The sequence below is a fragment of the Ornithinimicrobium carbonis genome (assembly GCF_050703245.1).
In the GTDB taxonomy this organism is placed as follows: domain Bacteria; phylum Actinomycetota; class Actinomycetes; order Actinomycetales; family Dermatophilaceae; genus Ornithinicoccus.
Genome location: NZ_CP192647.1, coordinates 3151738 through 3178059, shown reverse-complemented (window position 1 = coordinate 3178059; position 26322 = coordinate 3151738). Strand labels below are relative to the sequence as shown.

The 26322-nt window shown below is 74.3% G+C and carries 24 protein-coding genes and 3 pseudogenes; 9 read left to right on the top strand and 18 right to left on the bottom strand.

Translation table 11 applies throughout. From position 1 onward, the window contains the following. The first annotated feature begins 150 nt into the window (after nucleotides 1–150). On the top strand, nucleotides 151–1530 hold the full coding sequence (locus ACQ95T_RS15965; RefSeq protein WP_425943202.1) for a glycine cleavage T C-terminal barrel domain-containing protein: 1380 nt from the start codon (nucleotides 151–153) through the stop codon (nucleotides 1528–1530). Between the two features lie 3 nt (nucleotides 1531–1533). Here the strand turns inward: ACQ95T_RS15965 and ACQ95T_RS15960 are convergent, their stop codons facing one another. The 6 genes from ACQ95T_RS15960 to ACQ95T_RS15935 all read right to left on the bottom strand — a co-directional run bounded on the left by ACQ95T_RS15960 (nucleotide 1534) and on the right by ACQ95T_RS15935 (nucleotide 7249). Then, entirely contained in the window at nucleotides 1534–2313 is a 780-nt protein-coding gene (locus ACQ95T_RS15960) for an IclR family transcriptional regulator (RefSeq protein WP_425943201.1), read from the bottom strand. A gap of 10 nt (nucleotides 2314–2323) precedes the next feature. Further along, complete coding sequence (locus ACQ95T_RS15955) at nucleotides 2324–3031, bottom strand: methylenetetrahydrofolate reductase (protein WP_431473093.1); 708 nt, start codon at nucleotides 3029–3031, stop codon at nucleotides 2324–2326. Between the two features lie 38 nt (nucleotides 3032–3069). Further along, nucleotides 3070–3204: a hypothetical protein gene (locus tag ACQ95T_RS15950; RefSeq protein WP_431473092.1), complete on the bottom strand. Its 135-nt coding sequence runs from the start codon at nucleotides 3202–3204 to the stop codon at nucleotides 3070–3072. Nucleotides 3205–3308: 104 nt separating this feature from the next. Further along, nucleotides 3309–4772: a protein adenylyltransferase SelO gene (locus ACQ95T_RS15945; protein ID WP_425943199.1), complete on the bottom strand. Its 1464-nt coding sequence runs from the start codon at nucleotides 4770–4772 to the stop codon at nucleotides 3309–3311. Nucleotides 4773–4809: 37 nt separating this feature from the next. After that, nucleotides 4810–6216: a DUF6395 domain-containing protein gene (locus ACQ95T_RS15940; RefSeq protein ID WP_425943198.1), complete on the bottom strand. Its 1407-nt coding sequence runs from the start codon at nucleotides 6214–6216 to the stop codon at nucleotides 4810–4812. Nucleotides 6217–6256: 40 nt separating this feature from the next. Further along, nucleotides 6257–7249: a D-2-hydroxyacid dehydrogenase gene (locus tag ACQ95T_RS15935; protein ID WP_425943197.1), complete on the bottom strand. Its 993-nt coding sequence runs from the start codon at nucleotides 7247–7249 to the stop codon at nucleotides 6257–6259. A 65-nt stretch (nucleotides 7250–7314) separates the two neighbouring features. On the opposite strand from ACQ95T_RS15935, the pseudogene ACQ95T_RS15930 reads away from it, so the two are divergent. The 4 genes and pseudogenes from ACQ95T_RS15930 to ACQ95T_RS15915 all read left to right on the top strand — a co-directional run. Then, nucleotides 7315–7782: pseudogene (locus ACQ95T_RS15930) on the top strand (aminopeptidase P family N-terminal domain-containing protein); the annotation flags it as partial. Nucleotides 7783–8117: 335 nt separating this feature from the next. After that, on the top strand, nucleotides 8118–8543 hold the full coding sequence (locus ACQ95T_RS15925) for a M24 family metallopeptidase (RefSeq protein WP_431473091.1): 426 nt from the start codon (nucleotides 8118–8120) through the stop codon (nucleotides 8541–8543). A 72-nt stretch (nucleotides 8544–8615) separates the two neighbouring features. Then, complete coding sequence (locus tag ACQ95T_RS15920) at nucleotides 8616–9839, top strand: PLP-dependent aminotransferase family protein (protein WP_425943195.1); 1224 nt, start codon at nucleotides 8616–8618, stop codon at nucleotides 9837–9839. Next, nucleotides 9836–10597, top strand: a complete 762-nt coding sequence (locus ACQ95T_RS15915; protein ID WP_425943194.1) for a GntR family transcriptional regulator — start codon at nucleotides 9836–9838, stop codon at nucleotides 10595–10597. The genes ACQ95T_RS15920 and ACQ95T_RS15915 overlap by 4 nt, the downstream gene beginning before the upstream one ends. An 11-nt stretch (nucleotides 10598–10608) precedes the next feature. Here ACQ95T_RS15915 and ACQ95T_RS15910 read toward each other — a convergent pair whose 3' ends face one another. Beyond that, nucleotides 10609–12063, bottom strand: coding sequence for an NAD-dependent succinate-semialdehyde dehydrogenase (locus ACQ95T_RS15910; protein WP_431473090.1), 1455 nt, complete (start codon nucleotides 12061–12063; stop codon nucleotides 10609–10611). A gap of 70 nt (nucleotides 12064–12133) precedes the next feature. Between ACQ95T_RS15910 and ACQ95T_RS15905 the strand changes: the two genes are divergently transcribed. After that, nucleotides 12134–13384, top strand: coding sequence for an aspartate aminotransferase family protein (locus ACQ95T_RS15905; protein WP_425943192.1), 1251 nt, complete (start codon nucleotides 12134–12136; stop codon nucleotides 13382–13384). A 103-nt stretch (nucleotides 13385–13487) separates the two neighbouring features. Here the strand turns inward: ACQ95T_RS15905 and ACQ95T_RS15900 are convergent, their stop codons facing one another. Next, nucleotides 13488–14414 carry an LLM class F420-dependent oxidoreductase gene (locus tag ACQ95T_RS15900; RefSeq protein WP_425943191.1) on the bottom strand — a complete coding sequence of 309 codons (927 nt, stop codon included), beginning with the start codon at nucleotides 14412–14414 and terminating at the stop codon, nucleotides 13488–13490. 214 nt (nucleotides 14415–14628) lie between these two features. Here ACQ95T_RS15900 and ACQ95T_RS15895 point away from each other — a divergent pair, with 214 nt between their 5' ends. Together ACQ95T_RS15895 and ACQ95T_RS15890 are read left to right on the top strand one after the other, a co-directional pair. Continuing rightward, entirely contained in the window at nucleotides 14629–15021 is a 393-nt protein-coding gene (locus ACQ95T_RS15895; protein WP_425943190.1) for a hypothetical protein, read from the top strand. A 119-nt stretch (nucleotides 15022–15140) separates the two neighbouring features. Further along, nucleotides 15141–15569: a hypothetical protein gene (locus ACQ95T_RS15890; RefSeq protein WP_425943189.1), complete on the top strand. Its 429-nt coding sequence runs from the start codon at nucleotides 15141–15143 to the stop codon at nucleotides 15567–15569. Between the two features lie 28 nt (nucleotides 15570–15597). Here the strand turns inward: ACQ95T_RS15890 and ACQ95T_RS15885 are convergent, their stop codons facing one another. From ACQ95T_RS15885 to ACQ95T_RS15840, 10 genes and pseudogenes are all read right to left on the bottom strand, one after another. Further along, nucleotides 15598–16377, bottom strand: a complete 780-nt coding sequence (locus ACQ95T_RS15885) for an SDR family NAD(P)-dependent oxidoreductase (protein ID WP_425943188.1) — start codon at nucleotides 16375–16377, stop codon at nucleotides 15598–15600. Between the two features lie 27 nt (nucleotides 16378–16404). Further along, nucleotides 16405–17553, bottom strand: coding sequence for an acyl-CoA dehydrogenase family protein (locus tag ACQ95T_RS15880; protein WP_425943187.1), 1149 nt, complete (start codon nucleotides 17551–17553; stop codon nucleotides 16405–16407). A 388-nt stretch (nucleotides 17554–17941) separates the two neighbouring features. Further along, nucleotides 17942–19060, bottom strand: a complete 1119-nt coding sequence (locus ACQ95T_RS15875; RefSeq protein WP_425943186.1) for an ABC transporter ATP-binding protein — start codon at nucleotides 19058–19060, stop codon at nucleotides 17942–17944. Further along, the gene (locus ACQ95T_RS15870; RefSeq protein ID WP_431473089.1) at nucleotides 19057–19845 is read right to left on the bottom strand and encodes an ABC transporter permease; all 789 of its coding nucleotides are present in this window, start codon (nucleotides 19843–19845) and stop codon (nucleotides 19057–19059) included. The genes ACQ95T_RS15875 and ACQ95T_RS15870 overlap by 4 nt, the downstream gene beginning before the upstream one ends. Further along, entirely contained in the window at nucleotides 19842–20699 is an 858-nt protein-coding gene (gene modA / locus ACQ95T_RS15865; RefSeq protein ID WP_431473088.1) for a molybdate ABC transporter substrate-binding protein, read from the bottom strand. Before modA ends, ACQ95T_RS15870 begins: the two co-directional genes overlap by 4 nt. Then, nucleotides 20696–21088, bottom strand: coding sequence for a TOBE domain-containing protein (locus ACQ95T_RS15860; protein WP_425943183.1), 393 nt, complete (start codon nucleotides 21086–21088; stop codon nucleotides 20696–20698). The genes modA and ACQ95T_RS15860 overlap by 4 nt, the downstream gene beginning before the upstream one ends. Before the next feature lie 232 nt (nucleotides 21089–21320). Then, complete coding sequence (locus ACQ95T_RS15855; RefSeq protein ID WP_425943182.1) at nucleotides 21321–22262, bottom strand: phosphotransferase family protein; 942 nt, start codon at nucleotides 22260–22262, stop codon at nucleotides 21321–21323. Between the two features lie 72 nt (nucleotides 22263–22334). Further along, on the bottom strand, nucleotides 22335–23177 hold the full coding sequence (locus tag ACQ95T_RS15850) for an SGNH/GDSL hydrolase family protein (RefSeq protein ID WP_425943306.1): 843 nt from the start codon (nucleotides 23175–23177) through the stop codon (nucleotides 22335–22337). A gap of 14 nt (nucleotides 23178–23191) precedes the next feature. After that, a pseudogene (locus ACQ95T_RS15845) lies at nucleotides 23192–23874 on the bottom strand (uracil-DNA glycosylase). A gap of 55 nt (nucleotides 23875–23929) precedes the next feature. Continuing rightward, entirely contained in the window at nucleotides 23930–24214 is a 285-nt protein-coding gene (locus tag ACQ95T_RS15840; protein WP_425943180.1) for a DUF3263 domain-containing protein, read from the bottom strand. A gap of 332 nt (nucleotides 24215–24546) precedes the next feature. On the opposite strand from ACQ95T_RS15840, the pseudogene ACQ95T_RS15835 reads away from it, so the two are divergent. Then, nucleotides 24547–26212, top strand: a pseudogene (locus ACQ95T_RS15835) (formate--tetrahydrofolate ligase). Nucleotides 26213–26322: the final 110 nt, after the last annotated feature.

The following is a 26322-nucleotide window of genomic DNA, read 5'->3' as shown; positions in this document are numbered from 1 at the left end:
TGACGAGCCGGGCGCCTGTGCCCGTCGTTGCGTATGACGCAGACCGTTGCACACTCCGCACCGCTGGGGTAGCGTCGAAGCACGCTGGATCACAGCCCCCGCTCCGGTCGGTCCGTGCAGGCCCGGCCCCGCACCACAAGGAGGGCGCCGATGACTCTGACCGAGAGCACCGCGACCCGCTCTGACGACGCCGCTGACCTCGCCGCCCCACCCACGTCGGCACCCCGGACCATCCACCCCAACCACCCGACGGTGGACCAGGGCCGGACCGTCCCGGTGAACCTCCGGCAGAGCGGCCCGACGCCGGTGGAGCTGCTGATCTCCACCCGCATCCGCAAGTCGCCCTACTGGCACCTGTCGGTCGCCGCCGGCGCCTGGCGCGCGGAGGTCTACAACCGCGTCTACCACCCGCGTGGCTACCTCTCGATGGAGGAGGGGGGCCCGCTGGCCGAGCACCGGTCCGTCGTGGACGACGTCAGCCTGTGGAACGTCGCGGTGGAGCGGCAGATCCAGGTCAAGGGTCCGGACGCCGAGGACTTCGTCAACTACGTGATCACCCGGCAGGCCAGGAAGATCTCCCCGATGCACGCGCGCTACGTCATCCTGTGCAACGAGGCCGGCGGCATCCTCAACGACCCGGTCCTGCTGCGGCTGTCGCAGGACGAGTTCTGGTTCAGCGTGTCCGACTCCGACCTCATGCTCTGGCTGCAGGGGGTGAACGTCGGCAAGGGGTACGACGTGCACATCCAGGAGATCGACGTCTGCCCGGTCCAGATCCAGGGCCCCAGGTCCACGGCCCTGATGCGCGACCTCGTCGGCCCGGTGGTCGACGACATCCCGAACTACGGTCTCGCGGCGGCCGAGGTCGCCGGGCTGCCGGTCATCGTGTCCCAGACCGGGTTCACCGGGGAGAAGGGGTACGAGATCTACCTTTACGACGCCACCCTGCACGCCGAGGAGATGTGGAACGCGGTGCTCGAGGCCGGCAGGGCGCACAACCTGCGGGTGATCGCGCCGGCCCACCCCCGCCGCGTCCAGGCCGGCATCCTGTCCTGGGGTCAGGACATGGACGCCGAGACCTCCCCGCTGCAGACCAACCTGGCCTACCAGGTGCCGCGGATGAAGGAGGAGGACTACGTCGGCAAGAAGGCGCTGGAGGCGCAGCGGGCGCAGCTGGAGGCGGGCGAGGCGCCCTTCACCCAGATGCTGGTCGGGATGCGGCTGGGCGGGAAGCCGATCACCGACTACGCGCCGGACTTCTGGCTGGTGAGCACCGCCGAGCACGACGACCCGGTCGGCTACCTGACCTCGCCCTGGTACTCACCCGAGCTGGGGACGAACATCGCCCTCGGGTACGTCCCGGTCGCGCACAGCGGGATCGGCTCCCGGATGCGGGCCTGGCTGCCGGAGGAGTATGCCGAGACCCCCGGCGAGCCGGTCGACGCCGAGGTGGTGGAGGTGCCCTTCCGCCCGTCGGTCAACCCGAACACCCGCGAGGTGCTCAAGGACGAGGGCAGGCAGTTCCTCTGAGCCTCAGCCGTGCCAGCCGAGCCGGGTGGACAGGTCGTCCGCGGCGCGGCGCAGCGGGGCGAGCAGCTCCCGCTCCCGCTCGACGTCCATCCGGAAGGACGGCCCGGACAGGCTGATCGAGGCGACCAGCTCGCCGTGGACGTCGTAGACCGGGGCGGCCATCGCGGTGAGGCCGATGTCCAGCTCGTCCCGCACCACGGCATACCCCTGCTCCCTCGCCGCCTGGACGAGCCGCTCCAGCTCCGCCGGCTGCGTCACGGTGTGCTCGGTGAAGGCGGTCAGCTCACCCCAGACCTCGCTGCGTTCGGCCGCCGACAGCCCACCGAGCAGCACCCGGCCGTTCGAGGTGGCGTGCAGCGGGATGTGCTGCCCCACCCAGTTGTAGGAGGTGATCGTCGAGGGGCCGAGCGCCTGGTCCACGTACAGAGCCGTGGGCCCGGCCATCACCGCGACGTTGACGGTCTCGCCGGTCTCCTGCGCCAGCGCACGGCACACCGGCCGCCCCTCCTGGACGAGGTCGAGCCGGGCGGTCGTGGCCCCGGCCAGGCGGAGGATGCCCGCCCCCAGCCGCACCGGACCGCGAGGCTCGGGCTGCTCGACCAGGTCGTGGGCGGACAGGGCGGCGACCGTCCGGCTGACGGTGCTCTTGTGGACCCCCAGCTCCTCGGCGATCTCGCCCAGACCCGCCTCGCCGGCGCGGGCCAGGATCTCGAGGATGGTCAGGGCCCGGTCGACCGACTGTACCGGGGAGCGGTCGCCTCCGTCGCTCTCCTCGTCCGCCACGCGCCCCACCCTAGGGACCGACGGGGCGGGAGCCCCGTCCGGGGTGGTCGACCGACAGCAGGTCCAGCTGCTCCTGCCGCCAGGACTCGGTCAAGCCGACCTGGTTGAACGTGTAGACGTGCAGCCCGCAGATCCCGAGCCGCTCGTCGGCCGCCAGCCGGGCGATCCTGTGCACGAAGCCGGTGCTGGAAAAACCGGGCAGGGCGATGCGGGCGAACACGTTCTTCTGCTTGCGCAGGAAGCGCATCGAGTCACCGACCCCGATCGTCGCGGCCATCCGCAGCAGCCTGCCGGGGTCGACCGGGCCGGGGACGCCGATGCGGACGGGCAGCGTGACGCCGCGGTCGCGGACCGCCTCGAGCCACCGGCGCACCATCGCGTCGTCGAACGTCATGTTGGAGACGATGGAGGTGGCGTGCTCGTGCTTGGCCCACATGGACTGCACCAGGACGTGGTCCTCGATGCCGGGGTGGGACTCCGGGTAACCGGTGATGCCCACGTGCGGGAAGGGCCTGCCCAGGTCGTCCAGGGCCAGCAGCAGCTCGAGCGCACCGGCGAAGGTCTCGTCGGTGCCGGTCGCGTCCCCACCGGGCACGAAGACCTCGGTCACGCCCGCTTCCTGCAGCCGGGACACCAGGTCGGGAAGCCCGGCCCGGGGCACCATCCGGGCCGCCAGGTGCGGCACCACGTGGTAGTGCTGGGCGAGCCTCTCGGTCACCTCGAGCGTGGCGTCCAGTCCTCTGGTCGGTGACGCGGTCACGGTGATGGCGCGCGCCCAGGGGCCACGTGCTCGAGCACCCGGTCGACGATGCCGGCGGACGGCAGGACCTCCAGCCGGGCGTCGAGCAGCAGCGACTGCAGGGCCGAAGGCGGACGCTTGTTGCCCATCACGCAACCTCTTTCTCAGGACGCATCCAACCTACGAGAGTCCGGGGTCCGGGACAAGCGCCGGAGCGTGAGTCGTCCGGGTGAACAGCGTGCGCCGTCCCCGGACCTCAGGTCCCGCAGAACGTGCGGTACGGACCGAGGTCCGACGGGGCGGGGGCGGCGTAGCGCTCCAGGTGGGGACGCTCGACGTAGGGGTCGGTCACCGCCTCCAGCAGTCGGTGCACCAGCGTCAGGTCGCCCTCCACGGCGGCGTCCAGCGCCTCCTCGACCAGGTGGTTGCGGGGGATGTGGACGGGGTTGACCAGGTCCATCGACGCCGCGTCCGGCCGCAGGGGCAGCCAGCGGCCGAACCAGGCGTCGAACGCGGCCTCGTCCGCTCCGGCACGGCGTGCGGCACCGGTGTCACCGCGTGCCACGGCGCCGAGGCTGCGGAAGAACGCCGTGTGGTCGACCCGGTGCTCCTGCAGCAGACCCAGCAGCTCCTCTGCCAGGGAGCCGACGTCGCCCGACGCGACCTGCTCCGGCAGGCCCAGCCTGGCCCGCATCCCGGACGTCCAGGAGGCGCCGTAGGCCGGGACGAACGCGTCGACCGCCTCCACCGCGAGCTCGACCGCGCGGTCCTGCTCCTCGTGCAGCAGCGGCAGCATCGCCTCCGCCAGCCGGGCCAGGTTCCACCGGGCGACGGCGGGCTGGTTGCCGTAGGCGTAGCGTCCCGCCGTGTCGATCGAGCTGTAGACCGTCGCCGGGTCGTACCGGTCCAGGAAGGCGCACGGCCCGTAGTCGATGGTCTCCCCGGAGATCGTCGTGTTGTCGGTGTTCATCACGCCGTGGACGAAGCCCACGAGCATCCACCGCGCCACGAGCGAGGCCTGGTCGGCGACCACGGCCCGCAGGAGCGCGGCATACCGGTCGTCCGTCCCGGCCGCCTCGGGGTGGTGACGGTCGATCGCGTGGTCGGCCAGGCGCTGCAGCAGGGCGACGTCGCCGGTGGCGCGGGCGAACTGGAAGGTCCCCACGCGCAGGTGGCTGCCGGCCACCCGCGCGAGCACCGCGCCGGGCAGCGTCCTCTCCCGCTGCACCCGGCGACCGGTGGCCACCACCGCCAGCGACCGGGTGGTGGGGATGCCCAGGGCGTGCATCGCCTCGGAGACGACGTGCTCGCGCAGCATCGGACCGACCGCGGCCAGGCCGTCACCCGCGCGGGCGAACGGGGTGCGCCCGGACCCCTTGAGGTGCAGGTCGCGACGGCGGCCGGCAGGGTCGAGCACCTCACCCAGCAGGAGCGCCCGCCCGTCCCCCAGCCGCGGGGAGTAGGCCCCGAACTGGTGCCCGGCGTAGGCCTGCGCCACGGGGGTGGCGTCGACCGGGACGCTGCGCCCGGTCAGCAGGCCCACGCCCTCGGCGCCGCGCAACCACTCCGGGTCGAGGCCCAGCTCGGTGGCCAGGGGTTCGTTCAGGACCAGGATCCTCGGGTCCGGGGCGGCCTCGGCCTGCCAGGGGATCGCGAGCTCGGACAGCTCGGCGGCGAACTGACCGCCGAGAACGAGGGCCGGTCGGGTGGACGTGCTCATCCGACGAGCCTAGGTCAGCCCCGCGGCCCCGGACGGATCAGCCGACGTCCGGGGCGGTCGGCGGGCGGGACGGACCGGTCGGACCGGTCGAGGCACGACGTGCTGCGCGCAGCTCGCGGCGGCCGCGGTCCCAGGCGCGGTGGGCCAGGTCGCGCGGAGGGTGCTGCTGCATCCACCGGCGCAGCTCGTCCTGCGCGGCCTCCCGCCCCGGGTCGGGCCCGGTGACGTCGTAGCCGCGCACCGCGGCCTCCTGCTCCGCGCTCATGGGTATGGCGTACCGGTGCACCTGCTCGGTGATGAGGGCCCGGTAGCGCGCCGGAATCAGGTCCAGGGCGGGCTCGTAGGAGCGGGCGAGCCAGGTCCGCGGGTCGGGGCCGGCCTTCGCGGCGACGAGCCGCATCAGCTCGCTGGTCCCGCCGTCGGCGAGGTAGCGGTGCGCGCAGTGGGCCAGCACCGGTTCGACCTTCATCGGTTCCGCCAGCAGGTGCTGCCGCGACTCCGTCCCCCGCCACTGCCGCTCCAGCACCCGGTCGGACGGCCACGCGCCGCTGATGGTGGAGGCGAGGAGGGTCTTGCGCGCGCACTTCGGGCACCGTCCGCAGGGGCGTCCCAGCCGGGGGCCCCGCACGCAGGACTGGGCCGCCCGACCCACCGGGTGGGTGGCCACGATCGTGCTGGTCACCAGCTCGGACACCCCGGCGACGGGGACGCACACCGCCAGGCCCAGCGCGGCGAGCACCGGGCCCCACTCGGCCACGAAGGGCGACTGCGCGTAGTCGCGGTAGCGGCCGCGCTGCAGGCGGTAGGTGGCCTCGAGCGGGGCGCCCCACGCGACGGCGTCCAGCCGGTCGGCGTCGGCGTGCAGCAGCAGCGGGACGGCGGTGGTCAGGTCGTGCGGGAAGCCCACGGGGTCGGCGAGGTACTCCACGTCGCTGGGCACGACCCTCACCGCCCGTCCCTGCCGACGCAGCACCTCGCAGGACTCCAGGGCGGCCCGGCCGTCCATGAGCGTGGACCGGCGCTCGCCGGCGGGCGCCCGCCGGGCCAGGTGGTAGCTGCAGGTGGTCGCGGGCATGAGGGCCAGGGCGGCCACGCTGTCCGTGCCCCCGCTGAAGCACAGGCCCGGTCGTCCGTCCGCGGGGGCGTGTCGCGGCGTCCCCGTCCCGACGTTCGCGAGCCGCAGGCGGGGTCCGGCGCGCAGGGCCTCGGCCAGCTCCCGGCTCGCCGGGACCGAGCAGGAGAAGCGCCTCCGGCGGGGGACCCACGGCCGGGCGCAGAGCAGGGCGGCGACGACGAGCAGGTCGGGGTGGACGCCGCCCGGCGGGACGTCGAGGTGGACGTGGGCCGTGCGCCGCGCCAGGTGGACCCGGCCGGTCCCGTCGCCGTCGTCCGGCTGCAGGGTGAAGGTCACCCGGCCCGGGACGTGCTCCACCTCGACGTGCATCGGCCGAACCTACCGGAACGCCGCTGCCCGACGTCCGCGGTCACCCCGGCTGCGGACCCGTCCCTCCGCCCGGCACGTAGCCGCGCCGCTTGTCGACCACGTTCTCCAGCGGCTCCGCGTCCAGCCAGCGCCGGGCGTTGGCGACGAACTGCTCGGCCAGCGTGTCCCGCCACCCCAGGACGTCGCCGGACATGTGCGGTGAGACGACCACGCCCGGGGCGTCCCAGAACGGCGAGTCCTCCGGCAGCGGCTCGGTGGCGAAGACGTCGAGCGTGGCACCGTCGAGGCGGCCCTCGCGCAGCGCGGCGAGCAGGTCGTCCTCGACGACGGTCGGGCCCCGCCCGACGTTGATCACGTGGGCCGTCGACGGCAGCGCCGCCAGCACCTCGGCGTCGAGCAGGCCCCGGGTGCGGTCGGTCAGGGGAGCGGCGTTGACCAGGTAGTCCACCCCGCCCAGGTGCTCGCGCAGCCGTCCGCTGTCGAGCACCTTGCCGAGCTCCGGGTCCGTGCGGGCGTGGCTCCCGGCCACCGAGACGTCCATCCCGACGGCGCCCAGCAGGCGCGCGGTCTCCCGGCCGATCCCCCCGGTGCCCACGACGACCGCCCGGGCGCCCCTCAGCGAGCGGGTCTCCCGGTGCCGCCACTCCCGCCGCCGCTGCAGCGCCGAGCTCTCGTGGAGACGTTTGGCGTGGGCCAGGACGGCGGCGAGCACGTACTCGGCGATCGGCCGGTCGAAGACGCCCCGGGCGTTGGTGACCACCACGTCCGAGCCGCGCAGCTCGTCGAAGAGGAGGGTGTCGACCCCCGCGGCGGCCACGTGGATCCACTGCAGGTCACCGCAGTGCTCCCAGACGTCCCGCAGGGCGCCGGAGAAGAAGTCCCACAGGAACAGGGCCCGGGCGCCCCGCACCGCCTCGCCGAGGTCCGCCTCGGTGGCGGTCCGCAGGTCCACCCGGCCCGACAGCGCCGCCAGGTGCGGCGGGGCGTCGTCCGGGCTCGCGCACAGGACGACCAGGACCGGCAGGGTGCTCACCCGGTCACCGTAGGAACCGGCCTGTCTGATTGTCAACAATCCAGGCGAGGGTGCACGATGGCCCCATGCCCTGGCCTGGTGACGGAACCCCCGACGACCCGACGGACGTCGAGTCCCGGCCGTTCCCGCGGGCCGAGTACCGGGACCGGCTCCAGCGGGTGCAGGAGGCCATGGCCCGCCACTCCTTCGGGGCGCTGGTCGTCGTCGACCCGGCGAACCTCTACTACCTCACCGGCTACAACGCCTGGTCCTTCTACATGCCCCAGTGCCTGATCGTCCCGGCCCACGGCGAGCCGCACCTGTTCACCCGGGCGATGGACGCGCAGGGGGCGCACTACACCGCATACCTCCCGCCCGCCCAGATCCACGGCTATCCCGAGGACCTGGTCCAGCGTCCCGACGTCCACCCGTTCGGGTGGATCGCCGACCGCGCCCTGGAGGTGGGCCTGCTGCCCGGCGGCCCGGACGCCCGGGTGGCCGCGGAGACCGACGCGCACTTCTTCTCGCCCCGCGGCTACCTGGCGCTGCTCTCGCGGCTGGGGCAGGGGCACCTGCTCGACAGCCACGAGCTGGTCAACTGGGTGCGGGTGGTCAAGTCGCCGCTGGAGCAGGACAAGCTGCGCGTCGCCGGCGAGATCGCCCAGCAGACCATGCGGATCGCGGTCGACAGCATCGAGACCGGGCGGCGCCAGTGCGACGTCGTCGCCCAGATCCAGTACTCCCAGGCGCTCGGCGCCCGCAAGCTCGGTGGCGACTACCCGGCGATCGTGCCGATGCTGCCCACGGGTGAGACCGCCGGCACCCCCCACCTGACCTGGAGCGACCTGCCGCTGCGGGCGGGGAGGCGACCACGATCGAGCTGGCCGGCGTGCACCACCGCTACCACGTGCCGCTGGCCCGCACGGTCAGCCTGGGCCGGCCCCCGCACGAGCTGGACCGGTGCGCCGGGGCGGTCACCGAGGGCCTGCAGGCGGCCCTCGAACGGATGCGGCCCGGTGTCCCGGCCCGGGACGTGCACGCCGCCTTCACGCGGGTCATCGCGCAGTACGGGTACACCAAGGCCTCGCGCATCGGCTACTCCATCGGCATCGGCTACCCGCCCGACTGGGGCGAGCACACCATCAGCCTGCGACCGGAGGAGACGACCGTCCTGCAGTCCGGCATGGCGCTGCACGTGATCCTCGGGATGTGGATGGACGGATGGGGCTACGAGCTGTCCGAGTCGGTCCTGCTCGGCGACGACGGTCCCGAGCGCCTGGCCCCCCTGCCCCAGGAGCTGGTCGTGAAGATCTGACCCGGCCCCACGGCATACCCCCCACCCGCCCGCACGAGACCGACGACGAGACCTGACACGAGAGGGCCCACCATGACCACCCCCCCCACGACCGCACTGCCGCTGGCCGCCCGCACGACCGGGCTGGTCGGCTCGGTCATCGACTCCAGCACCTCGCTGCTGGCCGGCCAGACCCACGACATCGTCCGCTTCGCCATGGGTAGCCCCGCCCGGGAGGCCATCCCCGCGGAGATCCTCGCCGAGGTGGGCCGGGAGGCGATCGGCGCGCAGGCGCACGACGCCTTCGACTACGCCGCCACCGAGGGCGACCCGGCGCTGCGCGAGGCGCTGCTCGAGATGCTGGAGGGCACCACCGACGCGACCACGCCCGAGCGGCTCACCATCACCTCCGGCGGCATGCAGGGGCTGGACCTGGCCTGCAAGCTCTTCGTCGACCCCGCTGACCTCGTCGCCGTCGAGTCACCCACCTACACCAACGGCAGCGGCACGGCCCTGTCCTACCAGGCCGAGCTGCTGGAGATCCCCGTCGACCGGGAGGGCATGCAGGTCGCGACGCTGCGCGAGGAGGCGCAACGGCTCGGCCGCCGGCCGAAGGTGATCTACACGATCCCCACCTTCCAGAACCCCTCCGGAGCGACGATGACCCTGGAGCGCCGCCGCGAGCTGCTGGAGCTGGCCCGCGAGTGGGGCAGCCTCGTCATCGACGACGACCCCTACGGGATGCTGCGGTTCGCGGGCGAGCCCCTGCCCAGCCTGCACGAGCTCGCCGAGGGCGACCCGCTGGTCTTCTCGGTGCGGACCTTCTCCAAGATCGTCGCCCCCGGGCTGCGGGTGGGCTGGGTGGACACCGACCCGTCCCTGCAGCCGCTGCTCATCAACGCCAAGCAGGCCATGGACACCTGCACCAACCTGCCGATGCAGCGGCTCGTGGCCGCCTTCCTGCGGGGCGGTCACCTGGACGCCCACCTCGTCGAGCAGCGCCAGCAGTACCGTCGCCGGAAGGAGACGATGCAGGCCGCGCTCGCCGAGCACTTCGACGGGCTCGCCCGCTGGACCGACCCCGAGGGCGGGTTCTTCCTGTGGGTGACCTTCGACCCGGCGGTCGACACCCAGGCGCTGTTCCCGGTCGCGCTCGAGGAGGGGGTGGCCTACATCCCCGGCAACGCCTTCTCCCCCGAGGGTCGCTTCCCGGACGCCCTGCGGCTCTGCTTCGCCTCCACCCCGCCCGAGCGGATCGTCGAGGGCGTGCGGCGGCTGCGCGGGGCCGTCGACCGGCTGGGCGGCGGCCCGGGGTGAGCACGCCGGGCAGGCTGGAGGGGGATCCGCTGCCGCACAGCGGAAGCGCCGGCCCGGGCGACGACGGGCGCTCCCTGCTGACGCCGGTCGTGCAGGAGTCCACGCCGAGCATGATCGCCTCCCGGCTGCGGGAGGCGATCGCGGCGGGGGAGCTGGCGCCGGGCAGCCGGCTCAGCGAGGCCCGGCTCGCGGCCCGCCTCGGCGTGAGCCGGGGGCCCCTGCGGGAGGGTATGCAGCGCCTCACCCAGGAGGGGCTGCTCGTCTCGGTGCGCAACCGGGGGCTGTTCGTCACCGAGATGACGCCGGACAACATCGAGGACATGTATGTCGCGCGGCAGGCGGTCGAGCGCGCCGCGGCCCGGTGCGTGCTGGCGGCCGATCCCGGGGCGGCGGGCCGCTCTCTGCTGCTGGTGGTCGACCGGATGGAGGCCGCGGCCCGGGCGGGGGACGGCGCGCTGGTCGGCGAGGCGGACGTGGAGTTCCACGAGCGGCTCGTGGCCCTGGCCCGCAGCCCGCGGCTGTCCCGCATGCAGCAGACGCTGCTCACCGAGACCCGGATGTGCATCCACGCCCTGGAGGAGACCTACCCCGACCCGCTGGTCCGCGTGGAGGAGCACCGGGCGATCGCCGAGGCGCTGCGCGACGGCCGGGCCGAGGAGGCCGACCGCCTGCTCATCGCGCACATGGTCGACGCGATCGACCGGCTCACGAGCACCGGGCCCGGCGCCCGGCTGACCGGGGCCGGGGGACGGGGGTAGCCGACGGCCCCTCAGGACAGGGCGATGCCGACGTACTTGGTCTCCAGGAACTCCTCGATCCCCTCGGCGCCGCCCTCGCGGCCCAGGCCGGACTGCTTGATGCCGCCGAAGGGGGCGTAGGGGTTGGACACGACGGCCTGGTTGAGCCCGACCATGCCGCTCTCGAGGGCCTCGGCCACCCGCAGCGCACGCCGCAGGTCGTTGGTGAACACGTAGGAGACCAGACCGAACTCGGTGTCGTTCGCCAGCCGGACCGCCTCCTCCTCGGTGGAGAACGGGGTGAGGGGTGCGACGGGTCCGAAGATCTCCTCCCGGGCCATCCGGGCGTCGGTCGGCACGCCGGTGAGCACCGTGGGCGGGTAGAAGAAGCCCGGCCCCTCGACCCGTTCGCCGCCGGTGAGCACGGTGGCGCCGCGCCCGACCGCGTCGGCCACGAGCGAGCTGACCTTCTCCAGGCCGGCCTCGTCGACCAGCGGCCCGACGTCGACGCCGTCGTGGGTGCCGTCGCCGACGGTGAGCGCCCCCATCCGCTCGGCCAGCCTGGTGCCGAACTCCTCGATGAGGGAGTCGTGCACGTAGATCCGGTTGGCCGCCGTGCAGGCCTCGCCCATGTTGCGCATCTTGGCCTGCAGCGCCCCGGCGACCGCCTCCGCGAGGTCGGCGTCCTCGAAGACGACGAACGGGGCGTTGCCCCCGAGCTCCATCGAGGTGCGCAGCACCTTCTCCGAGCACTGCTCCAGGAGGATCCGGCCCACCCGGGTGGACCCGGTGAAGGACAGCTTGCGGGCCTTGCCGGAGCGGATCAGCGGCTCCATGGTGCCGCCGGCGTCCGTGGCGGTGAAGCAGTTGACCACCCCGTCCGGCACGCCCGCCTCCCGCAGGACGTCCATGAGCGCCAGCATGGACAGCGGCGTCTGGTGGGCCGGCTTGACGACGCTGGTGCACCCCGCGGCGATCGCCGGGCCGAGCTTGCGGGTGCCCATCGCCATCGGGAATTTCCACGGCGTGATGAGCAGGGACGGGCCGACCGGCTGCCGGGCCACGAGGAAGCGGGACCCGCCCTGGGGCGCGACCTGGTAGCCGCCGTCGATCCGCAGCGCCTCCGCGGCGAAGTGCCGGAAGAACTCCGCCGCGTAGGTGATCTCGCCCCGGGAGTCCTTGAGGGGCTTGCCCATCTCGGTCGTCATCAGCAGCGCCAGCTCGTCGATCCGCTCGTGCAGCAGCCGGAAGGCGGTCATGAGGATCTCGTGCCGTTCCAGCGCCGTCGTCGCGGCGAAGGCCGGCTGGGCCTCCACCGCGGCGTCCAGCGCCGCCATGGCGTCCGCAGGGGAGGCGTCGGCCACCTGGGCGATCTCCTCGCCGGTGGCCGGGTTGAGCACGGGGAAGGTCGCGCCGCCCTCGGCGTCGACCCAGCGCCCTCCGACGAACAGCTGACGGGGGGCCGGTCCGGTCACGGACTGCGTCATGGTGTGCACCTTTCTCACGTCGGGACCCTGAGATACGCTGATTGTCGACAATCTATCAAGGAGGTCTGGCGTGACGTCGTTGTCACCGGTGCTCAAGCAGGCCACGGGCGTCGTCGCCGCCCGTGGCGAGGGTGCGCTCATCTTCGACGAGGAAGGACGGCGCCACCTGGACTTCACGGCCGGGATCGGCGTGACCAGCACCGGCCACTGCCATCCGCGCGTGGTCGCCGCCGCGCAGGAGCAGGTGGGCCGGATCATCCACGCGCAGTACACGACCGTGATGCACCGGCCGCTGCTGGACCTGACCGAGCGGATGGGGGAGGTGCTGCCGGCCGGCCTGGACCGGATGTTCTTCGCCAACTCCGGCTCGGAGGCCGTCGAGGCGGCGCTGCGCCTGGTGCGCCAGGCGACCGGCCGCCCCAACGTCGTGGTCTTCCACGGCGGCTTCCACGGCCGGACGGTGGCGGCAGCCTCGATGACGACCTCGGGCACCCGGTTCCGCTCCGGCTTCTCCCCGCTCATGCCCGGCGTGGTCGTCGCGCCGTTCCCCGACCCCACCCACTACGGCTGGAGCAGGGAGGAGGCGACCCGGTTCGCCCTGGAGCAGCTGGACTACACCCTGCAGACGATCAGCGCCCCGGCCGACACGGCCGCGTTCGTCGTCGAGCCGGTGCTCGGTGAGGGCGGCTACGTCCCGGCCAGCACCGAGTTCCTCACCGGCCTGCGGGAGCGGGCCGACCGCCACGGCATCCTGCTCGTGCTCGACGAGGTGCAGACCGGGTGGGGGCGCACCGGGAGGTTCTGGGGGCACGACCACTTCGACGGGCGCCCCGACGTCCTCGTGACCGCCAAGGGGCTGGCCTCCGGCTTCCCGCTCTCGGGCATCGCCGCCTCCGAGGAGCTCATGGGCAAGGCCTGGCCGGGCTCCCAGGGCGGCACCTACGGAGCCAACGCGGTGGCCTGCGCCGCCGCCCTGGCCACCCTCGACGTCATCAAGGACGAGGGGCTGGTGGACAACGCCGCCGTGCGGGGCGACCAGCTGCGCGCCGGTCTGGAGACGGTGGCCGCGGGGCAGGAGCGGATCACCGACGTGCGGGGCCTGGGCCTGATGCTGGGCTGCGAGTTCCGGGACGTCGACGGCCGGCCCGACGGGGCCGCCGCGGCCGCGGCCCAGCAGGAAGCCGCCCGGCGAGGGCTCCTGCTGCTCACCTGCGGCGCCTGGGGTCAGGTGGTGCGGTTCATCCCGGCGCTGGTCGTCGACGAACCGCTCGTCGAGGAGGCCCTGGGCATCTGGAGCGAGACGGTCGCAGCGGTGTCCTGAGCCGCAGAGTGCCCCGGTGCGGCTGACCTCGGAGCTGCAGGCCAGGCGTACGGCGGCTGCGACGGGGGTTGACGTCCGGACGCCGGTCGGGACGGCCGGCGGTTCAGCCGAGCTGGGGCAGCACTGCGGAGGCCACCAGCTCGAGGTGGTCGAGGTCGGACAGGTCAAGCATCTGCAGGTAGAGCCGCTCCACCCCGCTGCGTTCCCGCCAGCGGCCGATCTGCTCGACCACCTCGTCGGGCGTGCCGACCAGTCCGTGCCCGCGCAGGCCGTCGAGGTCCTGGCGGGTCGCACCGGCCCGTCGGGACACCTCGACGCCGTCCCGGCCGACGCACGCCGTTAGCGCGGCGGAGCGCAGCAGGGTCCCCGGGTCCCGACCGACGACCCGGCAGGCCTCGTCCACCCGCGCGAGCTGCTCCCTGCCCCCCTCGACCGTGACGAACGGCAGGTTGAACTCGTCGGCGAACCGGGCCGCCAGCGCAGGTGTGCGCCGGTGCCCCTTCCCACCGAGGATGATGGGCGGACGGGGCTGCTGGAGCGGCTTGGGCAGGCCCGGCGACCGGGTCACCGTGACCGTCGGACCCTCGTGGTCGAAGAGCTCCCCGGGCGGGGTCGCCCACATCCCGGTGACCACCTCGAGGGTGTCCTCGAGCAGGTCGAACCGGGTCCCGACCTCCGGGAAGGGAACCCCGTGGGCCGCGTGCTCGGCCTCCATCCAGCCGGCGCCCAGCCCCAGCTCGACCCGCCCTGCGCTCATCGCGTCGACCTGGGCCACCTGCACCGCCGTCAGCCCGGCGTGGCGGAAGGTCACCGAGGTGACCAGGGTGCCGAGCCGCACCCGCGAGGTCTCCCGGGCCAGCGCCCCCAGCGTCACCCAGGCGTCCGTGGGGCCCGGCGCGCCGTCCCGGGAGAGGAAGTGGTCGGACCGGAACCAGGCGCCGAACCCGCAGTCCTCGCTGAGGCGGGCGTGCCTGAACTGGTCCTCGTAGGTGGCGCCGAGGTGGGGTTCGGTGAAGATACGCAGGTCCACGCCGACCCAGTCTTCCCCTCCACCGGCGTCCACGCACCCCCGAGGGGCACCGGCGACGACGACCGGTCGAGCCCCCCCAGGTCGACCCCGCCCAGGTCGTCGCCGCCCAGGTCGACCCCGCCCCGTCGCCGTCCAGGGCGTCGCCGGCCACGAGCCGGCGGCCCGCCGGACCGGACGCCCTCGGCAGCACCGCGCCCGCGGCTACGCTGCCGGGATGACCTGGGTCCGACACCGTCCCATCGCCCTGTCCTGGGCGCTGCTGCTCGCCTTCCTCGCCGTGCTGGGGGTCACCGTCCACCGCTACACCGCGGGCGGGGTGGCGGTGGGCGAGGACCTCCTCGGCCTGGTCCTGCGGCTCGTCGTGCTGGGGGTGGTGGTCGCGGCCTACCTGCGCACCGGTGGCAGCACGACCGCCTCGTCGGACGGCCTCTCGGTGCACGACGGCATCCGCCGGGTCGAGGTCCCGACCGCGCAGGTGAGCAAGGTCGTCGAGGAACCGTCGCGCAACGGTGCCGTCGCGGTCCTGCAGGGCGGTCGCCGGCTGGCCCTGCCCGGGGTGCCCGCGGAGGCGGTGCACGACGTGCGCCGCCGGCTGCGGGGGCGCTGAGGCGGCCGACCCCACCAGGCTCCCGGCCACCACCAGGAGGCCGGCCTGGACGAGGACCCACGACCTTCGGTGGTACGTCGACCGCATGCCGGTGGCGGCAGGCGTCCTACGCTGGACGGGTGCGACCCTCCCGCCCCGCGCGGCCCCCGACCGGCGAGTGGCTGATGCAGCCGCGGTGGCTGCCCGCCCTCCGGGCCGCCCTCGGCGTGGCCGTGGTGCTCGTCGCCCTCGTCGCGCTGGTCGCGACCCGTCCCGGACCGGTCGGGCTCGTCGTCGTGGCGGCCTGGTCCGCCTACGGCCTCTTCCTGGTCTGGGCCAGCCGGCACGAGCACAGCGGCACCCGGTTGGAGGACGACGCGATCGTGCTGACCGAGGGCCGGCGGGTGCGCCGTCTGACCCGCGCCGACATCCTCGACGTGCGCCCGGACGCACCGGGGGACCAGGCCTGGCGGGTGCAGGCGCTGCTGGCCGACGGCAGCCTGGTCACCCTCCTCGGCGTGCCCCCCACGGAGCTGGAGCGCCTCCGGCGCTGGCACACCGGGGTATGACGTCGCGCGGCTTCGTCGTCGTGCCCGCTCAGCGGGGCGGCATCCGCAGGGCCCCGTCGAGGCGGATGACCTCGCCGTTGAGCAGCGGGTTCTCGACGATGTGGGCCACGAGCGCGGCATACTCCTGGGGCTTGCCCAGCCGGGCGGGGTGGGGCACGAGCGCCTCCAGGGACTCCTTCACGCCCTCGGGCATCCCCGCCATCATCGGGGTCTCGAAGACCCCCGGGGCGATGCACATGACACGGATGCCCTTGTCGGCCAGGTCGCGGGCGGCGGTGAGGGTCAGCCCGGCGACGCCGGCCTTGGACGAGGCGTAGGCGGCCTGGCCGACCTGCCCGTCGAAGGCGGCGACCGAGGCGGTGGTCACCACGACCCCGCGGTCGCCGAGCCCCCGGTCGTCCTCGACCGGCTCGTTGGTGGCCATCTGCTCGGCGGCCAGCCGCAGCACGTTGAACGTGCCGACGAGGTTGATCTCCACCACCGTGCGGAAGGTCTCCAGCGGCAGCACGCCCCGCCTGGACAGGATGCGGCCCGGGGTGGCGACCCCGGCGCACGCCACGACGATCCGCAGCTCGCCCAGATCCGCCGCGGTGGCGACGGCGGCCGCGACCTGCTCCTCGTCGCGCACGTCCGCAGCGGCGAACCGGACCCGCTCGCCCAGCTCGGCGGCGAGCTCCTCGCCGCGTCCGCCGGGCAGGTCGACGAGCACCACCCGGGCTCCGTCGGCGAGCAGGCGGCGGGCGGTCTGCTCACCCAGGCCGGAGGCCCCGCCCGTGACGAGCGCGACCGTGGACTTGGTGATCTGCATGCGTTCCTCCGGGTGTGCGGGGCGGGCTCAGCGGTGCTGCGCGAGGACCTGGCGCGAGATCACCAGTCGCTGGATCTGGTTGGTGCCCTCGAAGATCTGGGTCACCTTGGCCTCGCGCATGAAGCGCTCGACCGGGAAGTCGGTGGTGTAGCCGTAGCCGCCGAGCACCTGGACCGCGTCGGTCGTGACGCGCATCGCGGCGTCGGTGGCGACGAGCTTGGCGATCGAGGCCTCCTGGGTGTGCGGCTGACCGGCGTCCTTGAGCCGGGCGGCGTGCAGGTAGGTCGCCCGGGCCGAACCGACGGCCGCGGCCATGTCGGCGAGCAGGAACGCCAGCCCCTGGTTCTCGGCGATCGGGCGGCCGAACTGCTCCCGCTCGGTCGCGTAGGCGGCCGAGACCTCCAGCGCGCGCTGGGCCAGGCCGGTGGCCGCCGCGGCGATGCCCAGGCGGCCGGAGTCGAGCGCGGCGAGCGCGAGCTGCATACCCTGCCCCTCGGCGCCGATGCGGCGGGCCTCCTCGACGCGGAGCCCCTCGAGGAGGACCTCGCCGACGGTGTCGCTGTGCAGCCCCATCTTGCGCTCGGGCTCGGCGAAGGTCAGGCCCTCGGCGTCGGCGGGCACGAGGAAGCAGGACAGTCCGCGGCCGCCGTCGTCGGAGGTGCGCGCGAAGGTGGTGTAGAAGTCGGCGTGGCCGGCGTGGCTGATCCACGCCTTGCCGCCGGTGAGGACGTAGCCGTCCCCGTCGCGGACGGCCCGGGTGCGGATCGCCGCGACGTCGGAGCCCGCCTGCGGCTCCGAGAGGCAGTAGGCACCCAGCTGCTCGCCGGAGAGCATCCCCGGCAGCCAGCGCTCCTGCTGCTCGGACGTGCCGAAGGTCGCCAGCGGGAAGCAGGTCAGGGCGTGCACCGAGACGCCGACCGCCACCGACATCCAGGCGCGGGCGATCTCCTCGACGACCTGCAGGTAGACCTCGGCCGGCTGGCCGCCGCCGCCCTGCTCCTCGGGGTAGGGCAGCGAGAGCAGCCCGGCCCGGCCCAGCAGGGTGAACACCTCGCGGGGGAAGCGGGAGGCCGCCTCGGCCTCGTCCACCTGGGGGAGCAGCTGCTCGTCGGCGATCTCGCGCACCAGCTCCAGCAGGTCGCGCGCCTCCTCGGTCGGGAGCACTCGTTGCACCATGGGCCGAGGCTAGCGCCGGACGCCGCGTCAGGAGGTAGTCGGGGTGGGACGGTGGGGCCGGCGGGTGGGGCGACGGCGTGTCGTGCACCGGCGGCCGGTTGTCCGCGGCGGGTGGGACAACGGCGTGTCGTGCACCGGGGCCTGCTGTCCCCGGCGTGTCGTGCACCGGGGGCCGGTTGTCCCCGGCGTGTCGTGCACCAGGGCCGGCTGTCCGCGGCGTGTCGTGCACCGTGCTGTCGCCGCTGCGGCGTGTCCCGCGTCAGGGCGCGGTTCCTGCACAGTCGCCTGCTGGCAGCACCCGTCTCGCCCCCGCCTCACCCGTCTCGCCCCCGCCTCCCTCGCCCCCCTCACACCCTGCACCCACCGCCCCACCGGTGCCTCTCGTCCGTCAGGCGGGCTGGACCCGGACCTCGGTCGCCTTGACCGAGGCCCACAGCCGGGTCCCCGCGACGACGCCGAGCTCGGCGACCGCCCCGGCGGTGATCTCGGCGACGAGGGGGACCGGCCCGTCGAGGCCGATCCGGGCCCGCTGGCCGGCCATGGTCACCTCGGTCACCACGACCGGCCACACGTTGCGGGGCGAGCCGGCCGGGCGCTCGCGGTGGACCGACACGGCGGCGGGGTCGACCGTGACCAGTGCCCGGGACCCGGCCGCAGGACGGCCGGGCTCCTCGGCGGTGACCACCTCGGCCCCGGTCCCGTCCACGACGACGATGACGGGAGGACCGGTGCGGACCGTCCCGGCGAGCAGGTTCAGGCCCACGACCTGGGCCGCGTACGGCGTGCGCGGATGGGCGACGACGTGCGCCGGGGTGCCCTCCTGGGACACCCGGCCCCCGTCGAGGAAGACGAGCCGTCCGGCCATCGTCAGGGCGTCGACCGGGTCGTGGGTCACCAGCAGTGTCACCCCGTCGAACTCCTGCAGCCGGCGGGTGAGGTCCGCCCGGGTGCTCGACCGGGTCTGCGGGTCCAGCGCCGACAGCGGCTCGTCCAGCAGCAGTACCGCAGGGTCGGTGGCCAGGGCCCGGGCGAGGGCGGCCCGCTGGGCCTGCCCGGAGGACAGCCCGCGCGGCCGGCGACGGGCCAGGTCCGACAGGCCGACGCGGTCGAGCTCCAGGCGGGCCCGGTCGCGCGCGGCACGCCGCGGTACACCCCGGGAGCGAGGTCCGAAGGCCACGTTCTCGACGAGGTCGAGGTGAGGGAACAGGAGCGGCTCGGCCAGCAGCAGGCCGACGCTGCGGCGGTCGGCGGGCAGGTCGACGCCGCGGGCGACGTCGAGCCAGTCCGGCTCGGGGGCACCGGGGACGCGGACGTGACCGGCCCGCGGCCGGCGCAGCCCCGCGAGGGCCGTGAGCGCGGTCGTCTTGCCGGAGCCGTTCGGTCCCAGCAGGGCCGTCACGCCGGCCGCGCACGCGAGGGTGAGGTCGAGGGAGAACTCGCCGGCGTCCACGACGAGGCGCGCGTCCAGGGCCACCTCCTCCCGCGACGGGGCGGGTGCCGCACTCACGGCAGCCACCGGGAGCGCAGGGCTCCGAGCACGACGACGACGGCCACGAGGAGCATGACCAGCGAGAGCGCGATCGCGGCCTGCGGGTCCTGCTCCAGGGCGGCGTACACGCCGAGCGGCGCGGTCTGGGTGCGGCCCGGGAAGCTGCCGGCGAAGGTGATCGTCGCGCCGAACTCCCCGAGCGCCCGGGCCCACGCCAGCGCCGAACCGGCCGCGATGCCGGGCAGCACCATCGGCAGCGCGACCCGGGTGAAGGTGCGCACGGGTCCCGCTCCGAGGGTGGTGGCGAGCTGGTCGTAGCGCCGGTCCAGGCCGCGCATGGCCCCCTCGACCGTGATGACGTAGAACGGCAGGGCCACGAAGATCTCGGCGAGCACGACGGCCACGGTCGTGAACGGGACCGTCAGCCCCGTCGTCCGCTCGAGCCAGCCGCCGACGACGCCGCGCCGGCCGTACGTCATCAGCAGCGCGACGCCCCCGACCACGGGCGGCAGGACCAGCGGGACGGTGACCAGCGCGCGCAGCCAGGAGGTCAACCGGTGGTCCGAGCGGGCCAGGAGCCACGCGAGCGGGGTGCCGACCAGCCAGACGACGACCATGGTGGCGCTGGTGGTCACCGCCGAGAGCCGCAGGGACTCGCCGACGACCGGACGGGACAGGTGGGTGGGCAGCTGCGTCCACTCCACCCGCAGGAGGAGCGCGAGCATCGGCAGGACCACGAGGGTGACCGCCAGCCCGGCCGGCACGATCAGGGGCAGGCGTCCGCCCCGGACCCTGGTGCTCACGGCGCCCCGAACCCGGCGTCGACGAGGACCTCCCGGCCCTGCGCGGACGTCACGGCCTCGACGAACCAGCGAGCCGCGGGGTCGTCCGAGACGACGGCGAGCGGGTAGTCGTTGCGCACCTCCGCGCCCTCGGGCAGGGGGACCTCGCGGACCCGTCCCTCCGCGGCGAGCACGTCGGTGCGCCAGACCAGCCCGGCGTCCGCCTCGCCGAGCTCGACCTTGGTCAGCGTGGCGCGGGCGTCCGGCTCGTACGAGGCGATCCGTGGCTCCAGGCCCAGGTCGGCGAACAGGGCCTGCGCGGCCCGCCCGCAGGGGGCCTCGGGACGGCACACGACGAGGCGTATGCCGTCGCGCTCGAGGTCCTCCACCGAGGCCACCGGGGCTCCCTGGTCGGCGGGGAGGTCCGAGCTGCCCGGGTCCGCGGGGTCCACCGGCACAGCCAGGGCGAGGGTGTTCGTGGCGACGACGACCGGGTCGCCGCGCACGAGGTCGGGGTCGAGGAGCGTCAGCGGCTCGGGCCCGGCCAGGACCACGACGTCCACGGGGGCGCCCTGCTGCACCTGCTGGACCACCGTGGAGCTGGCGGCGAAGGCGAGGTCGACCTGCAGGCCGGGGTGCTCGGCGCGGACCAGGTCGGCGACGTCCGACAGGACGTCGGTGAGCGAGGCGGCCGCCAGCACGGTGAGCCCGTCGGAGGTGGGAGCGCCGTCGTCCGCGACACCGTGGTCCGCAACCCCCCGTCGTCCCGCCACGCCGCCGGGGGGCTGGGCGCAGCCCGCGAGGCCGGCCACCGTGGCCAGGAGCCCCGTGGCCAGGACCAGCGTGGCCCGGACGTCCGCGGCCCCGACCCTCACCGGGGCAGCCCGACGGTGACGTGCGTGGACTTGATGGAGGCGACCACGACGCTGCCCACCTCCAGCCCCAGCTCCTGCACCGCCTCGGTCGAGAGCAGCGACACCAGCCGGAACGGGCCGGCCTGCACGTCGACCTGGGACATGACGGTGTCGCTGACGACGCGGGTCACCAGCCCCCGCATCTGGTTCCGTGGCGAGGAGGTCCCGGTGCCGGCCTCGGCGGCCTGGGCGGTGCGCTGGGCGTAGCCGGCCAGCTCGGCGCCCCCGACGACGATCCGGCCGGCGTCGTCGCGGCTGGAGCGTAGCCGGCCCGCGTCGATCGCCCGGCGGACGGTGTCGGGGGAGACTCCGAGCAGGGACGCGGCCTCGGCGACACGCAGGTGCGACATAAGACGCAATACATACAATCGCAGATGCGTCGTGAACGATCAGATGGATCGAACGAGTGCACGGCCTGTCCTGACCGCGACGCCCAGGAGCCGGAACCACGCGTGCACTCGTTCGTCCGCGACGGCGACCGCGCCCATGTGCGGGAGTGTGCCTGGTGCGGCTGCGCCCACACGCCGGTATGCCCGGTGCGACCGCGCCCAGACGCGGGAGGTGTGCCTGGTGCGGCCGCCCTCAGATGCGCAGGGTCACCTCCTGCTCGCGCCACTCCTGCACGAACGGGGCCAGTCCCTGCTCCAGGAGCGGCAGCTGGGGGACGAGGCAGAGGCTCGCCACCATCTGCACCCGGCGGGCCGCGTCCATGGCCTCGACCAGGCGGGGGTCGGTCGGGCGCAGGTCCAGGTTCTCCACCGCCTCGTCGTAGGCGGCGACCGCCTCGGCGCCCAGACCGGCCAGGTCCCACTCCACCGGGCCCACGCACACGTCCTCGAAGTCGGCGAAGACCAGCCCGTGCGGGCTGCGGATGACGTTGTGGGCCGGCGCGTCGCCCTGGATCGGCTGCACGGTCGTGGGGCCGAAGCGCGCCTGGAAGGTCTCCTCGTCGGCCAGCACCGGGGCCAGCGCGTGCCACTGGGCGTGCAGCCGGTCGACGTCCTGGGCCGACAGCAGGGGAGAGGCCTCGGCGGCCTCCACCATCGCGGCGAGCGAGCCGTTGAAGGGGGCCAGGAAGGGCAGCGCGCCGGGATAGGCCGCGAGGGCCAGGTGCAGCGCCGCCGCCACCTGCGGGTCGGCCGCCCGGTAGGGACGGTGCTCCGGCGTGGTCTCCACCAGCTCCCAGAAGGTGATCGAGAAGCCGTCCTGACGGACCGGCTCGGGCGGCAGGAGGGGGCTGGGCCGGGTGGCCGGGACCCCCTGCTCGTGCAGCCAGCCCGCGACGTCGAGCTCGCGGCACTGGCGCTCCTCGACGAGCTCGGCCGTCACCCCGGGCGGGTGGACCACCGGGATCCGGGCCACGACGGGGGCCGGCGAGAGGCGGACGACGACCGAGAAGGCGTCGTGCAGCACCTCCGTGTCGGTCACGTCCAGGTCAAGGTCGCTCGCGGCGGTGAACGCCGCCTCGCACGCGAGCTCGGTGCGCCGGGTGGTCTCCTCGGGGGTCAGGACCGGGTGTGCCATACCTCATCGTGGCAGGGTCCCCCCTCACCCGCACGCGGGGGTCCGGACGGGCTCGGCCAGAGGTCCGGGCGGTCAGCCCGCCGGGTGCTCGACGGGCAGCAGCGTCGGCCGCTTGGCGGTGCGCCCGTCGCCCGAGGAGCGGCCCTGCACCCGGCGCCGCACCCAGGGGCCGGCGTGCTCGCGGGCCCACCGGCCGTGCTCGCGCGCGCCGGCGACGAACCCGGGCGGCTGCTGCGGGGGGAGGGGGACGTGCCAGTCCGCCTCGGCGGGGTTGTGCCCGAGGGCGGCGTAGGCGGCCAGCGCCACCCGACGGTGCCCCTCGGAGGTCATGTGGATCCGGTCGTCGGCCCACATCCGCCAGTCCTGGAGGAAGTCGCAGGCCCACTGGTTGAGCACGTAGCACCCCTGCCGCTGCGCGATCGACCAGATGTGGGCGATGTAGGTCGCCGCCCGTCCGCGGGTGCGGCCGATGATCGGCGCCCCGACGGGGTCCGTGGGCGTGGCCATGAGCACGTCGGCCCCGGTGGCCCGCACCCGCGCGACCGCCTCCTCGAGCCGGGCGGCCAGGGCGTCGACGTCGGCCCGGGGCCGCAGGATGTCGTTGCCCCCGCCCACGATGCTCACCAGGTCCGGCTCCAGCGCCAGCGCCGCGTCCAGCTGCGGGCCGGCCACGTCCGCGAGCTTGCGTCCGCGCACCGCCAGGTTGGCGTAGCCGAGCTCGTCGGTGTGCGCCGCGAGCAGCGAGGCGAGCCGGTCGGCCCAGCCGACGTAGCGGTCGGGGTCGTGCGGCGAAGCGTCGCTCATCCCCTCGGTGAAGGAGTCACCCACCGCCACGTAGCGCGACCACGCCCGGGGCACGGGGCGCACGCTGCCGGCCTCCCCGTGCACGAGCGCACCCGAGGGGAGGGACGGCATACCTGCGGGCGGGGTCACGGCAACCTCCAGTCGACGGGGTCGGCACCCTGCTGCTGCAGCAGGGCGTTGGTGCGGCTGAACGGGCGGCTGCCGAAGAACCCGTGCCGGGCCGACAGCGGGGACGGGTGGGCGCTCTCGACGCGGGGCACGTCGCCCAGACGGGCGGCCAGGCTGCGGGCGTCGCGGCCCCACAGGACCGCGACCAGCGGGCCCCCGCGACGCACGAGCGCGTCGATGGCCAGCTCGCTGACCTGCTCCCAGCCCTTTCCCCGGTGGCTGGCCGGGGCTCCGGGCCGCACGGTCAGCACCCGGTTGAGCAGCATCACGCCACGCTCGGACCACGGCCCCAGGTCGCCGGTCGAGGGCGACGGGCAGCCGAGGTCGTCGACGAGCTCGGTGAAGATGTTCTGCAGGCTGCGCGCGGCAGCGGCGAGACGTCGGGGGCGACCGAGAAGCTGAGGCCGACGGCGTGGCCGGGCGTGGGGTAGGGGTCCTGGCCCACGACCAGCACGCGCACCTCGGACAGCGGCCGCTGGAAGACGCGCAGCACCTGCGGGCCGGGCGGGAGGTAGCCGCGCCCGGCGGCCAGCTCGGCGCGCAGGAACTCGCCCAGGTCGGTGACGGTCCGCGCAGCCGGGGCGAGCGCGTCGGCCCAGCTGGGGTGGACCAGCTCGGTCAGCGGGGCGGTGGCGGGCACCGGGACAGGGTATGCGGTGGTGCCGGGGGCGGCGAGGCGGTGCGCCGCCGGCGGGTCAGAGCTCGATGCCCAGGCGGCGCGCCGAGCGGCTGCGCTGACGGCTGGCGCGCTGGCGCCGGAGACGCTTGATGAGCAGCGGGTCGTGCGCGAGGGCGGCCTCGCTGTCGATGAGCTGGTTGAGCAGCTGGTAGTAGCGCGTGGGGCTGAGGTCGAAGAGCTCCTTGACCGCGTCCTCCTTGGACCCGGCGTACTTCCACCACTGGTGCTCGAAGTCGAGGATCTGGCGGTCGCGCTCGGACAGGTCGGTCCCGACATCGTTGACCCGCGGGGCCGCGCCCATGAACACTTCCTCTCGTTCCGGTTGGTGCCTGGCCACGCCCGTGCCAGAGCCGTTCGAACTGGTCGTCAGTCTACGACACCGAAGTTGCACCGGTGTGATTTGCCGGGAGTGTCCCGGCCCCGTCCGGACGGAGGTGGGACACTCCGGTCCCGCAGGTCACAGACGTCCCACGGGCCCCTGGCGCCTGGTCGCTCGACCACGCCCGGTGACTTCGGCGACCACTCCCGCGGCGCCGCCCGACCACCCCGCACCCCCCGCGGGAGCAGTCGGTAGCGTGAGACGTCACGCGGGGCCAACGGCGGCCCCGCCCGGTGCCAGGAGGCCAGCCGCCCGTGAAGACCGACGTGCAGATCGCCCAGTCCGCCACCCTGCGCCCGATCGGTGAGATCGCCGAGGGCCTGGGGCTGGGGCCGCAGGACTACGAGCCCTACGGCCACGACAAGGCCAAGCTGTCCCTGGAGATCCTCGACCGGCTCGCCGACCGCCCCGACGGGCGGCTCGTCCTGTGCACGGCGATCAACCCGACCGCGGCGGGGGAGGGCAAGACGACGACCAACGTGGGCCTGTCCATGGCGCTGAACCGGCTCGGCCACCGGGCCGTGACGACCCTGCGCGAGCCCTCGCTGGGGCCGGTCTTCGGCATGAAGGGCGGGGCCGCGGGCGGCGGCTACGCGCAGGTGGTGCCCATGGAGGACATCAACCTGCACTTCACCGGGGACTTCCACGCCATCACCTCGGCGCACAACCTGCTCGCGGCGCTGCTCGACAACTCCATCCACCAGGGCAACCCGCTGGGCATCAACCCCAAGCGCATCACCTGGAAGCGCGTCCTGGACATGAACGACCGCGCGCTGCGCAACGTCGTCGTGGGCCTGGGCAAGGTGCGACGGCGTCGTCCGCGAGTCCGGCTTCGAGATCACCGTGGCCAGCGAGATCATGGCGGCGCTGTGCCTGGCGACCGGTGTGGAGGACCTCAAGGAGCGCCTCGGCCGGATGGTCGTGGGCCAGACCTACGACAAGCGGCCCGTGACGGCCGCCGACCTGGGGGCGGCCGGGGCGATGGCGCTGCTGATGAAGGACGCGGTCAAGCCCAACCTGGTGCAGACCCTGGAGAACACGCCGGCGATCATCCACGGGGGACCCTTCGCCAACATCGCGCACGGCAACAACTCGGTGCTGGCGACGAGGACGGCCCTGAAGCTGGCCGACTACGTCGTCACGGAAGCGGGGTTCGGTGCCGACCTCGGGGCGGAGAAGTTCTTCGACATCGTCGCGCCGGCGGGCGGGCTGACCCCCTCGGCGGTCGTGCTGGTCGCCACCGTCCGCGCGCTGAAGCTCAACGGCGGGAAGGACAAGAAGGAGCTGGCCGAGGAGGACCTGGAGGCCCTGGGGCGGGGAGTGGTCAACCTGGAGCAGCACCTGGAGAACCTGCACAAGTACGGCGTCCCCGTCGTGGTCGCCCTCAACCGATTCCCGACCGACACCGACGCCGAGCTGGACCTCGTGCGCGCACGGTGCGCGCAGCTGGGGGCCGACGTCGAGCTGTCCGAGGTCTTCGCCCGCGGCGGGGAGGGCGGGGAGGACCTCGCCCGCGCGGTCGTCGAGCTGTGCGGGCGGCCGAGCCGCTTCGCGCCGCTCTACGCCCCCGAGGACGACCTGCTGACCAAGATCGGCACGATCGCCCGGGAGATCTACCGGGCAGACGGAGTCGACCTCACCGGACCGGCGCGCACGCAGCTGGCCGAGCTGGAGGCGCAGGGGTACGGCGGCCTGCCCGTGTGCATGGCCAAGACGCAGTACTCCTTCTCCGACGACCCGACCCTGCTGGGCGCACCCCGGGGGTTCAGGATCACCGTCCGCGAGCTCGTCGTCAACGCAGGCGCCGGGTTCGTGGTCGCCCTGACGGGCGACATCATGCGCATGCCCGGGCTGCCCCGGGTGCCCGCGGCCGTCGGGATGGACGTCGCCGAGGACGGGACGATCACCGGGCTGTCCTAGCCCGCAGCTCGCCCCGCTCCTGCGGCTCAGGCCCGGGTCCTGCGGCTCAGGCCCGGCTCCGGCTCAGGCCCGGGTCCTGCGGCTCAGGCCCGGCTCCGGCTCAGGCCGGG

Excerpts from the sequence above, each read along its gene's own strand:
- ACQ95T_RS15965 (WP_425943202.1), top strand. The coding sequence starts at position 151 with ATGACTCTGACCGAGAGCACCGCGACCCGCTCTGACGACGCCGCTGAC.
- ACQ95T_RS15945 (WP_425943199.1), bottom strand. The coding sequence starts at position 4,772 with ATGAGCACGTCCACCCGACCGGCCCTCGTTCTCGGCGGTCAGTTCGCC.
- ACQ95T_RS15940 (WP_425943198.1), bottom strand. The coding sequence starts at position 6,216 with ATGCACGTCGAGGTGGAGCACGTCCCGGGCCGGGTGACCTTCACCCTG.
- ACQ95T_RS15920 (WP_425943195.1), top strand. The coding sequence starts at position 8,616 with ATGACCACCCCCCCCACGACCGCACTGCCGCTGGCCGCCCGCACGACC.
- ACQ95T_RS15910 (WP_431473090.1), bottom strand. The coding sequence starts at position 12,063 with ATGACGCAGTCCGTGACCGGACCGGCCCCCCGTCAGCTGTTCGTCGGA.
- ACQ95T_RS15895 (WP_425943190.1), top strand. The coding sequence starts at position 14,629 with ATGACCTGGGTCCGACACCGTCCCATCGCCCTGTCCTGGGCGCTGCTG.
- ACQ95T_RS15885 (WP_425943188.1), bottom strand. The coding sequence starts at position 16,377 with ATGCAGATCACCAAGTCCACGGTCGCGCTCGTCACGGGCGGGGCCTCC.
- ACQ95T_RS15880 (WP_425943187.1), bottom strand. The coding sequence starts at position 17,553 with ATGGTGCAACGAGTGCTCCCGACCGAGGAGGCGCGCGACCTGCTGGAG.
- ACQ95T_RS15860 (WP_425943183.1), bottom strand. The coding sequence starts at position 21,088 with ATGTCGCACCTGCGTGTCGCCGAGGCCGCGTCCCTGCTCGGAGTCTCC.
- ACQ95T_RS15855 (WP_425943182.1), bottom strand. The coding sequence starts at position 22,262 with ATGGCACACCCGGTCCTGACCCCCGAGGAGACCACCCGGCGCACCGAG.
- ACQ95T_RS15850 (WP_425943306.1), bottom strand. The coding sequence starts at position 23,177 with ATGCCGTCCCTCCCCTCGGGTGCGCTCGTGCACGGGGAGGCCGGCAGC.
- ACQ95T_RS15840 (WP_425943180.1), bottom strand. The coding sequence starts at position 24,214 with ATGGGCGCGGCCCCGCGGGTCAACGATGTCGGGACCGACCTGTCCGAG.